10 protein-coding genes are annotated in these 14,192 nt (G+C 62.6%); 4 read left to right on the top strand and 6 right to left on the bottom strand.

Features of this window, described 5'->3' with window-relative positions:
• Positions 1-56: 56 nt before the first annotated feature.
• Positions 57-1,130, bottom strand: a complete 1,074-nt coding sequence (locus OKW30_RS14935) for a zinc-dependent alcohol dehydrogenase (RefSeq protein ID WP_429346999.1) — start codon at positions 1,128-1,130, stop codon at positions 57-59.
• Between the two features lie 42 nt (positions 1,131-1,172).
• Positions 1,173-2,129 (bottom strand): class I SAM-dependent methyltransferase, encoded by a 957-nt coding sequence (locus OKW30_RS14930; RefSeq protein WP_184065161.1) that lies wholly within the window; start codon positions 2,127-2,129, stop codon positions 1,173-1,175.
• Between the two features lie 514 nt (positions 2,130-2,643).
• On the opposite strand from OKW30_RS14930, the gene OKW30_RS14925 reads away from it, so the two are divergent.
• The 4 genes from OKW30_RS14925 to OKW30_RS14910 are packed head-to-tail and all read left to right on the top strand — an operon-like array spanning position 2,644 to position 6,191.
• Positions 2,644-3,633, top strand: coding sequence for a glycosyltransferase family 4 protein (locus tag OKW30_RS14925; protein ID WP_184065725.1), 990 nt, complete (start codon positions 2,644-2,646; stop codon positions 3,631-3,633).
• 49 nt (positions 3,634-3,682) lie between these two features.
• The gene (locus OKW30_RS14920) at positions 3,683-4,684 is read left to right on the top strand and encodes a glycosyltransferase (protein ID WP_260336292.1); all 1,002 of its coding nucleotides are present in this window, start codon (positions 3,683-3,685) and stop codon (positions 4,682-4,684) included.
• Between the two features lie 14 nt (positions 4,685-4,698).
• Positions 4,699-5,289, top strand: coding sequence for a histidine phosphatase family protein (locus tag OKW30_RS14915; RefSeq protein WP_184065167.1), 591 nt, complete (start codon positions 4,699-4,701; stop codon positions 5,287-5,289).
• Positions 5,286-6,191, top strand: coding sequence for a hypothetical protein (locus OKW30_RS14910; protein WP_184065170.1), 906 nt, complete (start codon positions 5,286-5,288; stop codon positions 6,189-6,191). The genes OKW30_RS14915 and OKW30_RS14910 overlap by 4 nt, the downstream gene beginning before the upstream one ends.
• A 65-nt stretch (positions 6,192-6,256) precedes the next feature.
• Here OKW30_RS14910 and OKW30_RS14905 read toward each other — a convergent pair whose 3' ends face one another.
• From OKW30_RS14905 to OKW30_RS14890, 4 genes are read right to left on the bottom strand one after another with little or no spacing between them, the layout of a single operon-like run.
• Positions 6,257-7,375, bottom strand: a complete 1,119-nt coding sequence (locus OKW30_RS14905) for a glycosyltransferase (RefSeq protein WP_184065173.1) — start codon at positions 7,373-7,375, stop codon at positions 6,257-6,259.
• Positions 7,372-10,608: a glycosyltransferase family 4 protein gene (locus OKW30_RS14900; protein WP_429346998.1), complete on the bottom strand. Its 3,237-nt coding sequence runs from the start codon at positions 10,606-10,608 to the stop codon at positions 7,372-7,374. Before OKW30_RS14900 ends, OKW30_RS14905 begins: the two co-directional genes overlap by 4 nt.
• Positions 10,601-12,796 carry a glycosyltransferase gene (locus OKW30_RS14895; RefSeq protein WP_429346997.1) on the bottom strand — a complete coding sequence of 732 codons (2,196 nt, stop codon included), beginning with the start codon at positions 12,794-12,796 and terminating at the stop codon, positions 10,601-10,603. The genes OKW30_RS14900 and OKW30_RS14895 overlap by 8 nt, the downstream gene beginning before the upstream one ends.
• Positions 12,793-13,764 (bottom strand): glycosyltransferase, encoded by a 972-nt coding sequence (locus OKW30_RS14890; RefSeq protein WP_184065182.1) that lies wholly within the window; start codon positions 13,762-13,764, stop codon positions 12,793-12,795. The genes OKW30_RS14895 and OKW30_RS14890 overlap by 4 nt, the downstream gene beginning before the upstream one ends.
• Positions 13,765-14,192 lie beyond the last annotated feature (428 nt).

Genomic DNA, 14,192 nt, shown 5'->3' with positions numbered 1-14,192 from the left:
GCACAGCTTCCAGTTATGACCGATGTTCACTGCATTGCGCGAGACCGCTTACACCATCAGGTATGCATCTGCACCTTGATGGAGTCCGAACTTTTGTCGCTGGCCAGACGAAAGGCCTCGTCGACGTCATCGAGGCTCAGGTCGTGCGTGATCATGGCGCGCAACGTATCGCCCTTGCGCGCCAGCAGATCGATCGCGAGTGCGAAGTCGTGCTGACCGTCGATATAGCCGTAGCAGTTCGGCAGATGAATCGTCAGTTCCTTGATGTGCGGTTTGATGATTTCGATGTTCCTGAAGCCGTGATCGAAGGCACCGAGCACGCACACGTGGCCGAGCGGGCGCACGAACTGACAGGCGAAGTCGAACGTGTCGGCCGTTCCGCCGACCGCTTCGATCGCGTAGTGCGCGCCCAATCCGCCGGTTGCCTGTTCGACCATGGCGAGCGCTTCGGCGCGATCGGCCGGCAGGATCGCGGTGGCGCCCATCGCCAGCGCCGCGCGCGCCTGAGCCGCGTGTCTTGCGACCACGTAGACATTTTCACTGCCAGCGTCCAGCGCCGCGGCGAGTGCCGCGAGGCCGATCGTGCCCGCGCCGATCACGACGCCGACCGAGCCGCGCGCAATCGGCATCTTGCGGCACCCGTGGATGCCGACCGCCACCGGCTCGACGATGGCGCCGAGCTGATCGTCGACGGCACCGGGCAGCGGGAACACGCCCGATTCCTTGGTGCGCACGTATTCGGCAAAGCCGCCGCCGAACGGAAATTCGCGCGCGCGGCAGTGAATCGGCGTGCCGAGATTGCAATACTCGCATTTGCCGCACGCGGTGCCCATCACCATGTCGATCGTCACCCGCTGGCCGACGCGCACGCTCGTCACGCCCTCGCCGATCTCGACCACGGTCCCGCTCAGTTCGTGGCCGTTCGGAAAGCTTTGATGAACGTCGACGTTCCGGTAAGCGTGCAGATCGCTGCCGCAGATACCGACGCTCGCCACCTTGACGATCACGGTGCCGGGTAGCAACTCAGGTACCGGGATGCGGCCGACCTTCATCGCGCGCCCCCCGTCTTGCAAGCCGGCTCGCATGGACGCGCCTTCGGTGCGATGCTCGAGCGCGTTCGTCGAAGTCATCTATCAATCTCCGCAAAATGTGAGACGTTTGCGCCGCGGCGCCTAACGTGTCTTTCGAATCCAGAAGCTCGCGCCGGGATTGCGCATGAAGAGCGGCATCCGCGCGTTCATCAGGTCCGCATGGAAGTGTCCCATGAACGTATTCATCAGGACAACTTCGAACGCGCTGTTGTACTGGAGAAAGGCGCGCAGCAGATAGGCTTCGTTCCACGCGCGGCCTTCGTAGATCCACTGCGGCGGGTATTCGAGCGGCAGGAACACGTCGTGAAAGTGTATGTGCACGCCGGGCGCGAGGATCGGCAGTATCTCGAAGACGATGCGGTTCACGTCGCTGCCGATCTTGCTCACGTGCGACGAATCGACGAACAGTATGTCGTTCGCTTCGAGCTCCGCGAATACGGACAGGTCGACGTCCTGCGCGAGCGACTTGACGATCTTCGAGGTGACCTTGTCTTTCTCGGTCAGCAACGACAGCAAGCGTTCATTGTTCGGTTCGACGAAGGTGCACTGGATCTGGCCGTCGAAGAACAGGTCGTTGGTATCGAGCGAAACGGCGGACGAGAAACCCGAGCCGATCTCGACGATGCGGCGCGGCCGCAGGTGGCGAATCATGCAGTACAGCGACGTCGCGTCGCCATACGAGAACATCACGTTCTCGAAGTAGAAGCGCAGGCCGTCTTTCTTGTGCGGCTCGAACGGCATTTCGCCGTAGTACTTGTCGGCGAACTCGCCGACGAGCCGCACCTGCGCCTCTTCGTTGAACTCGATGCCGGGCAGCGTGCGCGAGACGTGACCGAACAGCCGTGCTTCGTCCTGTTTGATGTCGGGGATCGACGGGATCGGCGAATAGTAGTGGCCTGGAGGCACGTCGCCGAGATTCGAAAAGTGCGGAATATTGACCTGAAGCGCGTCGCGATACTTGTCCCGTTCAGCGATCAGTTCTGCAATCTCGGGATGCTGCGCGGCAAGTGAATCGAGAAGCTCGGGCGATGCCGACATCTTGTTTCTCCGCTTGAAAGAATTTGCGAAAAGCCATGACAGAACAGCGAATTCATACCGATATGCCGACCGGCTGGCGAGCCGGCCCTCCCGGCCGGCCAGTCTATCGTACCCCCAGTATTCTGTACGTCCAACATTTCCTGATGTTCCGACATGAGTCCGCATTTACCGTTACTTACAAATTATTCGTCATAGTAATCGGCACAGCCGCGACGCCACGGGTCATGTGCCGTCCGTTTTCCGTGGATACCGCGCGTGAGTCGCGAGTGCGCGGCAGAAGAGGGCGGCGCGGTCATCGTTTCGTAAGCCACGTAAGCCGACGAAAGCATGCAGCAGGGTGCTCGGCGCGTCGCTCGTGGGCGATCGTCTGCGTTACGATTTGGCGTAAAATCGAGCCCCTGCCGATAATAGTCCGCGCCTGTTTCACAGGTCGCGCGAACGCGTGAATTCCGCACCGTCCGGCGGACGGCAGCAGCGCCCACGATACGGGACGATTCGGGACGGAGCCCGCAATATGCATTTTAAAATTCTCCTGACCACTCACAGTACCGCGTTCATGACGAGCGGTGGTGGTGAGTCGGAACTCGTGCAGGTCGCCGAACTTCTCAACGATTCGGACGTACAGGCCGACATTTACGGCATTCGCAGCCGGCCGCTACGCTTTTACGACGCGGTGATGCACTTCTCCGTCCATGCGGACGGCGAAGCGATCGTTCGCGAAACGGTGAATCAGGGCAAGAAGCTGTTCCTGTGGCCGAACGTCTGGTGGTTGAGCGCGCCCGACCCGGCGGAAATCAGCCGCATCGAGGCTTTCGTGCAGCGCGCCGAGCGGCTACTGTTCAAGTCCTCCGCCGAACTCGCGCACTTCAACAGGTACATCACGGTCGATCCAGGTAAAGGCGTGGTGGTGGGCTCCGGCATATCCGACCGGTTCCTGCTGCCGGCCGACAAGGATTTGCTCCCCACGGTCTGCGACGTCTCGGACTACGTGCTGTGCCTCGGCTTGATCGAGCCGATCAAGAATCAGCTCGAACTGATCCGCGCACTGAACCAGCTCGGCATGAACGGCCTGATGGTCGGCGGTTTCAGGGATGAGGAGTATTACCGGCAGTGCGTTCGCGAAGCGCGTCGGGGCATTCATTTCCTGCCGTTCATCCAGCCCTGCAGCGCGCTGTTGCGCTCCGCGCTCGCCAGCGCGATGGTAGTGGCGGAGCCGAGCCTCGATCCGCCCGGGCGCTCGTGCCTCGAAGGCGCGTTCGTGAAGCAGCCGCTCGTCATGGTTGATGGGGATTGGCAGCGCGAGCACTTCGACGACAATGTCTGGTACGCGGCTTCCACCCGCGCGCCCGACATCGTTCCCGCCATTCAGGCTGCCCTGACCGACCCGGACAGGGACGAAAAGATTGAAAGTAACTACGAACGCGTCTATGCACGGCACTCGTCGAGCACGGTAGCAGCAGACCTAATCAGACACCTGATCGATGCCGGCCTCACAAATTACTAAGATTCCCCGACTGCTCGTCGTTCAGCGGCGCTCCATGACCGATGGGCGAATGAATTCGCGCACCATCGGCGCGCGCTTCGCGCCTTTGCTTTCGTACATGCAGCGCCATCGGTTGATCGAGTGGGAGCAGATCTCGGAGGCGGACGTTGGCGTCAGCCATCTGCATCGCTTCGACGTCGTGCTGTTCAACAAGCACGTGTCGAATCTGTCGCTGAAGATCATGCGGATGGCCAACGAACTCGGTCTTCATACGATTTACGATCTCGACGACTGGCTGCTCGATCTGCCGTCGTGGAGCGTGCTCGAAATGAACGAGGACGTGCTCTACAACGTGCTCGCGATGATTCGCGAAGCGAGCGCGGCCACGGCGTCGAACTCGCTGTTGCAGGAGCGCATGCGCAAAGTGCGGCGCTCGGACGACGTGCTGATCATCCCGAACGGTTTCGACGATCAGGCGTTCGACCTGTCGCCGGAACTGTGGACCGAAACCCAGCCGCCGAAGATCGTCTTCTCCAATCTCGACGGCATCAAGCTCGTGAGCTTTCGCAAGGAGTTTTTCGGCACCTTGCGCAGTTTTCTCGCGCGCCACGAAAACGTGTCGATCGACTTCTGGGGCGATCCGTTTCCGGAGCTCAACACGATTGCCCGCATGACGCATCGCGGCAGCCGCGGCAACCTCGAATACAAGAAGGCCATTCGCGACGAAGGCTACACGTTCGCGATCGTGCCGCTCGGCGCCGAAGAGGATCCGGAGACGCTGTTTTTCAACTCGTGCAAGTCGCCGATCAAATACGCGGACTACGGCAGCCTCGGCATCCCGAGCATCTATTCGGATTGCCCGACCTACCGCGAGAACGTCAAACATCGTGAGACGGGATACATTGCGTCGAACACGGCCGAGAGCTGGGCACGAGCGCTGGAGGACATGCTGGGTGACCCGCAGCTTCGCCAGTCGATCCGCCGCAATGCCTACGCCGACGTGTTCGACCGTTTCAGCGTGCGACGCATTTCGTCGATGTTCGTGAAAGCCTTGCCCGACCCCAAGCCTTAAAGCAGCTAACACCTATGGATCTTCTTCTGATTCGCCACGGCCAATCGCACGCCAACGTGGCTGGCCTGTTGAACTCGACCGAGCAGGACGAGTTGACCGAGCATGGCCTGCAGCAGGCCGCGAAGCTACGCACGCTGATGGAAAGTCACGGTTTCGCGCCCGACCGCGTTTTTTCGAGCCCGTGGCGGCGCGCGTTGCAGACCACTGAAGTGCTGTTCAAGGACAACTGCGACTGGACCGTCGACGCCCGTCTCGGCGAAACCAATGCGGGGCGGTTCGCGACCTGGAAGGCCGAAGATTTTCGTGTGGCGTTTCCCGACTGGGGCAAACATCTGTCGGACCGTTACGAGGGCGGCGAGTCGCATCTCGAACTGGCCGCGCGTTCGGTGAACTGGCTCGAGGAGGAGGTGCTGCGGCACGCTGAGCAGCCTGGCCTGATCGCCGCCGTGTGTCACGCGGGACCGATCTCGGTGATCTCGCAATACCTGCTGAACGTGCCGTTGTCCCGCTTTCCCAACGTGCTGGTGCCGAATGCATCGCTCACGCTGTTCCGGCGCAACGTGCACACCGGAAACTATTATCTGCAGATCGCAGGGCTGTCATGAGTGCATCGATCAAGATCTTCGAGCCGCTTTACGCGCCGGGACAGGTCCTGTCCGAACAGGCTTTTCATCCGCTCGAACTGCGCGATAACGCGCACGCCGCGTGGCGCGAGTTTTATATTCTCGTCGACATGTACCGCAAGGGCATGCATCGGCAGCAGCAGATCACCGGTCTTTTTTCGCCGAAGTTCGCGCTGAAGGCGCGCATGGACGGCAGCCGGTTTCTGGAGTTCGTGCAGGCCAATGCCGACGCCGACGTCTGGATGATCAATCCGTTTCCGCAACTCGCGTATTTCTCGTACACCGCGTGGATGCAGGGCGAGCATGCGCATCCGGGACTCGTCGAGCGCAGCCAGCAACTGCTCGACGCCTGCGGCATCGCGTGGAATCTGCGTGAGGCGCCCCGTCAGTCGCCGCACACGCTGTGCTATTGCAATTTCTGGGTCGGTTCGCAGTCGTTCTGGGAAAGCTACGTCGGCAAGGTGCTTGAGCCGATTGCCACGTTCCTCGAAACGCAGAGCGGCACCGAGGCCGCGCGCGGGGTGCTGGAGCCCACGATCCACTCGGACGACGCACCGTTCCTGCCATTCGTTGCCGAGCGTCTGTTCAGCACGTATCTGTCGCTGCATCCCGAACTGAAGGTGGCGGCCTATCCGATCGAAGGCGATCGGGTGCTGGACTATTGCGTCAGCGATTTCGAAAAAGATATCGTGCGCTACATGCAAAAACCGATCGACGCGGCGGATCGCGCGCCGGTCTTTCCGGCCGAGCAGATTGCATTGATGGACTTGCTGTGCACGCTATCGCAGAAGTACGTGCGCGCGCATTTCTCGTTCACGCCGCATCCGCATACGGGGCAACCGATCGACTTCGACAGGACCGGCAAGCCGCCAGCGAACGAGTGAGGCGGCGCGATCGGGTTGGATCGCGCCGATGTGCGCCGGGATGGGTTGGTGAGCGGCGGCGCTGACTATCTATCTCTTTTCAGCGAAACGGCCGCCGTACCCGCGCGCGCATGCGTCGACGCGGCCGCCATGCCGACCCCGGCGCCGACGAAGATCTTGCGCCATACCTCGTCGCTGGCACGTTGCAGCACACCGTCGGCGTGTTTGACGAAGGCCGTGTCGATCGGACAGCGGCCGTGGGTATGGCCGAGGCGCTGCGTGATCACGGGTATCCAGGCGGCGAGTTCGGCATGGGCGTCGAACACGCAGTCGGGCGGACAAATCTCCTGAGCGGCCGTGCCGCCACGCACGAATACGGGCTTGCCGTAATGCATCGCTTCGAGCACCGGCACGCAGAAGCCCTCGTGGCGGCTCATCGCGAGCAACGCGTGGGTGGATTCGTAGCACTCGAACAGATCGGCGTCGTCGAGCATGCCCTTGAAGTCGACCTGCTCGAGCACGCCGAGACGCCGCGCGTGATTGATCAGAAATTTCAGGTAATCGTAGTTCGGCGTGCTGCCGACGATGCTCAGCGTCGCGCCGAAATCACGCTGCTTCAGCAGCGACAGAATCTCGATGCCGTCCTCGATGCGTTTATGCGGCACCACCCGGCCCACCATCAGCAGGTTCGGCTCAGGGCGCTTGCGGCCCTTGCGCGGTCCTTCGCGCCGGAACACGTACATGTCGGGAAAGATCGGCGGCACGACCTTGATGGCGTCCGCCGCGACGATGCCGGCGAGGCTCGCCGCCGTGCTGCGCGAATTCGCGACGACGGTGTCGAAGTGCGCGAGCAGCGGCAGTTGCGCGAGTGCCTTCTCGCACAACTGTGCGGTGCGCGGTTCGAGCGCGCGCAGCAACTGCGGGTCCGTCACGCCGTGGATGTAGCAGATCTTCCTGCAATCGAGCGCGAGTATCCGCTCGAGGTACGGATCGTAGATCGAGTAACTCAGCAGAACCACATCGTCGCGAGTGACCTCTTCGAACAATGCGTCAAGCGGGCGCACTCCATTCGTTCCCTCCTCGAAACCGCTTGCATACAGCTCGGCCCTCATGCCGAGACGTTCAGCCATGCGTACGAAACCGATGCAGTGGTTACCCACCGCATCGCCCGAGAAAATGTCCGGAGCACATACCCGCAGCGTCATATCGTCTTCGCCTCCGCAATGTCGTTCAACCGTCGCGCATACGCGCGTGCGACTGCCTCAACTGAGTAGTCGCGCTCCATGCGCGCCTTCCCCGCCAGTGCGATGCGCTCACGGAATGGCGCATCGTCGATCATGCGTTTGAGCTGTTCCGCCGCGATCGATACCTCCGGATCGCACCAGTACTGACCTTCGGCGAACAGGTAGTCGCCGGGGCGCAGCGGCACGAGTTCGCCATCCACGAGGAACGCGGTGTCGGGTTCGCAAAAGTCGACGTTGCCCGAGAAGTTCGTGACCACGACCGGCTGCCCCAACGCCATCGCCTCCGCGATCACGCGGCCGAAGCCTTCGCTACGGTGCAGCGAAATGTAGGCGTCGCAGCAGGCCATGAAGTCGGTCGAGTCCTGGCGGCTCAGGCGCTCGGACACGATGTGAATGCGGCTATCGCCCGCGACAAGGTCGAGCACGGCGCGCCACACCGGGTCGTCGTCGCGCACGTTCATCGCCTTGATGACGAGCCCGACGCCCGGGGAGCTGTCACCGAACGCCTGCTTGAACGCCTGCACGCCGGCGACCGGATTCTTGCGGCTCAGCCACGAGTTGCCGTCGAACATCAGGTAGAACAGGAACTCGTTGGCCGGCAGGCCAAAGCGCTCGCGCTTCGGCTCGAGCGGCGCGGGGACCTCGACCGCCATCGGCATCTGGTAGACCGGCGTGTTGCCGAGCCGGCTGTAGACGCTCTGCACGAAGCGGCTCTGCGCCCAGATTTCGTCGACCATCTGATGCACGTTGCCGAACGCGTTCGGCCAGTGGGGCAGTTCCCATGGCCATGCGCCGATCTTGTGCGTGGGCGCGTCGATCAGGCTGCGGCCGCCTTCCAGCGCGAGCCGCACCATTTCGGGCGCCGGCAGGCAGATCAGGCTGATGTTGTACTTGAGCTCGTCGCTGATCAGATGATCGACCGAGTGTTCGAGGCGCGCGGGTCCCGCCATCGGCGCATTGAGCAGCGTGACCGGCGTCGACGACAGTTGCAGTACGCGGGCGGCCATGCGCGCGTCTTCGCCGAGGCCGAGCACGCCTTGCGGGAAGCCGATGATGTTGACGCCGAAGTCGTAGCCGATGCCTTCGACGCGCGCGTGATAGCGCGCGGGCTCGTGCGCGTCGTCATCGGCTTCGTCGTCGGCGCTGTCGGTCCAGCGCACCTTCAGCGAGCCGACCAGCGGATATTCGGTCGACGCCCATTCGTTCCACCAGCGCACGAGCTGGTCGCGGCCATCCGCGGTGTTCAGGTCGTACACTTCGCGCAGATCCGGGCGGTCATTCGCGATCATCGTGAGGAAGCGCGGCAGCAAGGTGTCGTCCGCCGGCTGCTCGTCGTCGATTCTCGCGAGCTCTTCGGCCAGATGAGTCGGCGTCCATTTGACCGCGTAGTACTCGTCGTGCCCGTGCTTGTCCCACCAGGAGATGAAGCCGAGCCGTTCGCTGAAGCTGTTCAGGTTGAACGATGCCTGCAGGTCGGGCCGCTCGTTCCAGATCAGCAGCAGAAAGCGCGGCAGCAGCGGCAGCGCGCCTTGCTCGCCGGCTTGCGCGCCGAACAGGCTGTCGGGCAACGGCGGGATGGCCCAGTGAAGCGCCGGATACTGGTGCTGCCCGTGTTCGATCCACCACGACAGGCACTTCAGACGCCCGGTGAAGGTGTCGAGCGAGCAGAGCTCCTGCAGATCCTGGCGCTCGTCATGCAACAGCCGCAGGAAGCGCGGCACCGGCAGCCAGTCGGCGTGCGTGCCCCATTCGGGCTCGAACATCAATGCGGGTGTGGTGGGCGGCACCCATTCGCCCTCGCGTTCTTCGGCGAGATGCGTCGGCGACCATTCGATCGCGTAGTACTCGCTGTGCCCGTGCTTTTCCCACCACGAAATGAACGCGAGCCGCTCGCGGAAGCTGCTCAGGTTGAACGACGCCTGCAGGTCGGGCCGCTCGTTCCAGATCAGCGGCAGAAAGCGCGGCAGCAGCGGCAGCGCGCCTTGCTCGCCGGATTCCATCCTGAACAGGGTGTCGGGCAACGGCGGGATGCCCCAGTGAATCGCCGGATACTGGTGCTGCCCGTGCTCGATCCACCACGACAGGCACTTCAGGCGCCCGGTGAAGCTGTCGAGCGAGCAGAGCTCCTGCAGGTCCCGGCGCTCACCGTGCAGCAGCCGCAGGAAGCGCGGCACCGGTAGCCAGTCGGCGTGCGAGCCAAATTCGGGCTCGAACATCACGGCGGAGGGCGTGGGCGGCACCCATTTGATCGCGTGGTACTGATGCTGGCCGTGTTCGATCCACCACGACAGACAGTTGAGCCGCCCGCGGAAGGACTGCAGCGTGAAGGTCGCCTGCAGGTCCGGCCGGTCCTTGTAGATCTCGCACAGGAAGCGCGGCACGTAAGGGCCACCGTCCGCGGGAAGCGCTTCGGGCTCGAGCATGAAGCCGCCGATCGGCGGCTGCGACCACTTGATGCGCGGATACTCGCGCTGGCCGTGGTCTTCCCACCAGCTGAGCGCGTTGAGCCGCGAGGTGAAGCTGTTCAGATTGAACGCGCTGCGCAGATCGGGCCGCTCGGTCGTGATCAGCGCGAGGAAGCGCGGAAACGGCATCGCGCTGGAGTCGGGCGCGTCGATCGGTTCCAGCAGCCCGGGCCACGCGATCGGCGGACGCCACGTCACGCGCGGGCAGGTGACCTGACCGTACTGCTCCCACCAGTCGAGGCAGTTCAGATAGCCGGTCAGCGTGTTCAGGTTGAATGCCTGGGACAGATCGCCGCGATTGCGCACGACCGTCGTCATCAGCTTCGGCAATTGCAGGCCGGCTTCTTCGAGCACGGTGACGGGCTCGTGCAGCGTCTCGCTCAGATGCTTCGCATCGAGCACGCTCGGTTTGGTCGAGCAGAGCCAGTACGTGACGGCGTCCGGATGCCGCTCGATCAGCGTGTCGTTGTCGAGCTGACGCAAATATTCGAGGTCTTCCTGCCGCAGCACCCAGTTGAAGTCCGGATACGTTTCGCGCGCCGACATTTCCCACCAGAAATACAGCGTGACGCGGTCATCCAGCACTTTGGAATTGAAGCGCGCGAGATCGGCTCTGAACTTCATCAGAAAGTAGATCGCGCTCGGCAGGCAGAACAGTTCCCCCGGCGATGGATGGCGGTACTCCGCCAGCCATCCGGTCTTGTTTTTTTTGGGTCCCAGATTAATCAAGATTTGCAATCCTTGAAGGCCAAGCAAAGGAAAAATCGTCGGCAGTCAGTGTCAGATTGGGTGAATAGCAGGGATCGTTCATCAACAGATGCTCCCAGCGCTGTCTGACCAACTCAGATTCCTGGTTGAAGCGGCTGATTTTTTCCGGTGTGTCTTCGGCGCCGCGGGTTGCCGATTCGTGATGATAAAGCTCCGCGTAGGGCGTCCACACATTGCGGTAGCCCGCTTGCCGCACACGCAGGCAAAAATCGATGTCGTTGTAAGCGACGTGTAACTGTTCGTCGAGGCCGCCGACTTCCTTGTAGATCGACTGGCGGATCAGCAGGCACGCGGCGGTCACCGCGCACATCACGTTGCGCAGGCGTGCGCGCGCGAAGTAGCCGGGGTGCGAATTGGGGAAGTGCTTGTGCGCATGGCTCCCAATCCCGCCGACGCCGAGCACCACGCCGCCATGCTGGATCGTGTCGTCCGGATACAGCAGTTTCGCGCCGACCGCGCCGACCTTAGCCTGCAGCGCGACCGACACCATTTCCTCGAGCCAGTCGGCGTTGATCACTTCGATGTCGTTGTTCATCAGACAGACGAAGTCCGCCGTGCTCGCGAGCGCGACGCGGTTGTTCAGCGCCGAGTAGTTGAACGGCGAATCGTCGCGCACGACCTTGATGCGCTCGTCCTCTTGCAGGCGCGCGAACAGGTCGTGCGTTTCCTGCTTGAGCGAGCCGTTGTCGATGATCGTGATGCGGAAGTTCGGGTAGCTCGATTTCTGCCGCACCGATTCCACACATTGCTCGACGAGTCCGGCGGAATCGCGCGTCGGAATGATGATCTCCACCGACGGCAGCACCTCGGGCAAGTCGTACACGACCTTGTTGAAGGCGTCCGTGCCCGGCGCGTGCTCGGTGTGGGCGTTGATGCCGTTGCGCGCGAGGTGTTCGTCGAGCGCGCGCATCGCCGCGATATGCGCGTACGGCTTGGCTTCATGGCCGGCCGCCGTGCTCTCGGGGATCATGCGCCAGTGGTACAGCGCGCGCGGCACGTGATACACCGTGTGATGACCCGCGCGATCGATCACGCGCAGCGCGAGGTCGTAGTCCTGCGAGCCTTCGAAGCCGGTTCTGAAGCCGCCGACCTCCTTCATGACCGAAGTCTTGTAGACGCCGAAATGCGAGATCATGTTCTGGCTCAGGAACAGATCGTAGTTGAAGTCGCATTTGAAGTACGGGTCCGAGCGGACCCCGTCGATCGAGATCTTGTCTTCGTCGCTGTAGATCACCGTCGCGTCCGGATGCGCGTTGATCAGCTCGGCGACGCAGTAGAGCGCGAGCGGATGCAATTCGTCGTCGTGGTCGAGCAGGCCGACGAATTCGCCGACGGCAAGCTCGAGCGCCGTGTTGCTGGAGCTGCTGATGTGGCCGTTCGTCGTGCGGTACGCGACCTTGATGCGCGGATCTTTGGCGGCGTAGCTGTCGAGCACCTGCTTGACCTCGGGGTTCGTCGAGCAGTCGTCGGCGATGCAGAATTCCCAATTCTCGTAGACCTGGTCGACGACCGAATCGATCGCCATGCGCAGCCACCTGGCCGGCGTGTTGTAGGTCGGCATCACGATGCTGATCAGCGGTTGCAGCGCCCACGCCTTCGAGCGCGCGCGCAGTTCCGGGTAATGCGACGCGGGCGGCTCGTGCCGCTCGATCCATTCCTGATACGTGTGACCCACGGTTGGCGCCGGCGCAGGCTGAGCGCCGCCGCCCCACGACGCCATCCGGCGCGCGCGTTCGAGCAGTTCCGTCGGGCAGTCGGCGTCGGCCACCAGTTCGACGTTGAAGCCGGTGATCGAAAACAGTCCCGCGCGCGCGATCGGATCGAGGCGCAACGGACCGACGAGCGGCGGAAACGCGACGACCTGATCCACCTTGCCGTCAGCGTCGACCACGAGGCCGATCGTCGCGTGCTCCGACATGCCCGCGCCCGCGTCGAAATAGATCATGCATGGCGAGGCCGGCATGTCTTCTTTCGCGAGCTCGAACGAAATACGCGCGGCGCGACCCGACAGCTCTGCCCATCCCGTCAGCTCGAACTGCGGATCGCCGTTCGTCGCGTTCCAGGCGAACCCGGAATTCGAGGACGACTCGACGTTATTCAAGGGACGAAGTTCGAAGTTCTTCATGAGGTTCGTCACGGGTTTTGTCATTTCGTCAGCAGGGAATTGTAGAGGTCTTTCAAGGGCGACAGGACGGCCTGCCAGGTCAGATCGCGCGTCGGAGCAGCGGCAGCGCCGCGCGGTTGCGCGAGCGCCGCGCGAATCGATCCGGTGATGCTGTCGACGTCGAACGGATCCAGGTAGGCAACGTGCTGCGCGAAATATTCTTGGGTAGAGCCAACTTTCGTTACCGCGATACGCGCGCCCGCGGCATGCGCTTCGAGCGCGGCGAGCCCCGGCGTTTCGAGCGTGCTCGGCAGCACGAACGCTTCGCAGGCCGCGTAGGCGGAGCGCAGCAGCGGCGAATCGTGGGGCAGCGTGCCGGCGTAGACGACCTGGCCGCCACCCTCGTCGAAGCATGCCTTCGCATACTCGGGATCGCGCTGATGGCCGATCAGGACAAGCTTCAGGTCGGGGAACGACTTCATCGCCCGGATCAGCGCGAGCTGGTTCTTGCGCGGCTCGATGTTGCCGACGTTCAGGATGAAGCGGCCCTCGATGCCGGATTCACGGCGGAACGGCTCCGCCGCGACCGGCTCGTAAAAGCTCTGTTCGACGCCGTTCAACACGCTCGCGAACTTCTCGCGCGGCAGATCGAAGATGCGAGCGAGCGTGTCGCATTCGATCTCGGAGTTTGCGACCACGCGGTCCGCGAGAGAAAACTGATGGCGGATCTCGCCGATCGGATAGAGATGCCTGGTTTCCTCCGTCACCCACAAACTCGACGACACGACGAGCGGCAAGCCGAGTTGCTTGACGAAGTTGCAGAAGTGCACCGAGCCACCGACGCACGAGAAGAAATGCACCACGTCGTGTTCTAGAAAACGCGGCTTCCACGGATCGAACAGCGTAACGTCGACGCCATGCGCGGGCAGATGCTTGTGATACGCAAGCAATTGGATTTCTCCGCCGCCGGGGGTATGGAAAGCCATCGGGTAGGTGGCGAACAGCACTTTCATAGGTGGGACTCTAGTCGCTCAAACAGTTCTTTTCTTCAGACCAGCACGTCGCGGCACGCCGCTGCGCGTAACGCGCGAACATGGCGGCAAGACCGGCAGGTTTCGGGGCATTCATGTGGATGCTCGCCGCGCGCTTGCGCGGCCTTCAGGCGCGGACTTGCCGGTGCGCGGGCCGGGGCCTGATCGCACGGCCAGCGAGCAGGCCGGCGTGTGCGGTTGTCGAGCAAGTCGGATCGATACCACGAATTCCACATGCGCGAATATGTTTGAGTTGTTACGAAGTGTACGAACGACGCGCCAGCAGGCGCAGGTCCGTTTTATTATCACGGCCCGAATACAATACGTTCCCAGCCAGACTTCCTGAGAAAGCACCGCCGATGCCAGATTGTATCGTGTCTGATCCGCCTTTCCCGCCGTTTGCGGCCGCG

It is taken from the genome of Paraburkholderia sp. Clong3, from assembly GCF_050436485.1.
GTDB lineage: Bacteria > Pseudomonadota > Gammaproteobacteria > Burkholderiales > Burkholderiaceae > Paraburkholderia > Paraburkholderia tuberum.
This window is presented reverse-complemented; position numbering and strand designations above follow the sequence as displayed.

What these genes read in the sequence shown, in the direction of transcription:
- OKW30_RS14935 (WP_429346999.1), bottom strand. Translation starts at nt 1,130, where the DNA reads ATGACTTCGACGAACGCGCTCGAGCATCGCACCGAAGGCGCGTCCATG.
- OKW30_RS14930 (WP_184065161.1), bottom strand. Translation starts at nt 2,129, where the DNA reads ATGTCGGCATCGCCCGAGCTTCTCGATTCACTTGCCGCGCAGCATCCC.
- OKW30_RS14925 (WP_184065725.1), top strand. Translation starts at nt 2,644, where the DNA reads ATGCATTTTAAAATTCTCCTGACCACTCACAGTACCGCGTTCATGACG.
- OKW30_RS14920 (WP_260336292.1), top strand. Translation starts at nt 3,683, where the DNA reads ATGAATTCGCGCACCATCGGCGCGCGCTTCGCGCCTTTGCTTTCGTAC.
- OKW30_RS14915 (WP_184065167.1), top strand. Translation starts at nt 4,699, where the DNA reads ATGGATCTTCTTCTGATTCGCCACGGCCAATCGCACGCCAACGTGGCT.
- OKW30_RS14910 (WP_184065170.1), top strand. Translation starts at nt 5,286, where the DNA reads ATGAGTGCATCGATCAAGATCTTCGAGCCGCTTTACGCGCCGGGACAG.
- OKW30_RS14905 (WP_184065173.1), bottom strand. Translation starts at nt 7,375, where the DNA reads ATGACGCTGCGGGTATGTGCTCCGGACATTTTCTCGGGCGATGCGGTG.
- OKW30_RS14895 (WP_429346997.1), bottom strand. Translation starts at nt 12,796, where the DNA reads ATGACAAAACCCGTGACGAACCTCATGAAGAACTTCGAACTTCGTCCC.
- OKW30_RS14890 (WP_184065182.1), bottom strand. Translation starts at nt 13,764, where the DNA reads ATGAAAGTGCTGTTCGCCACCTACCCGATGGCTTTCCATACCCCCGGC.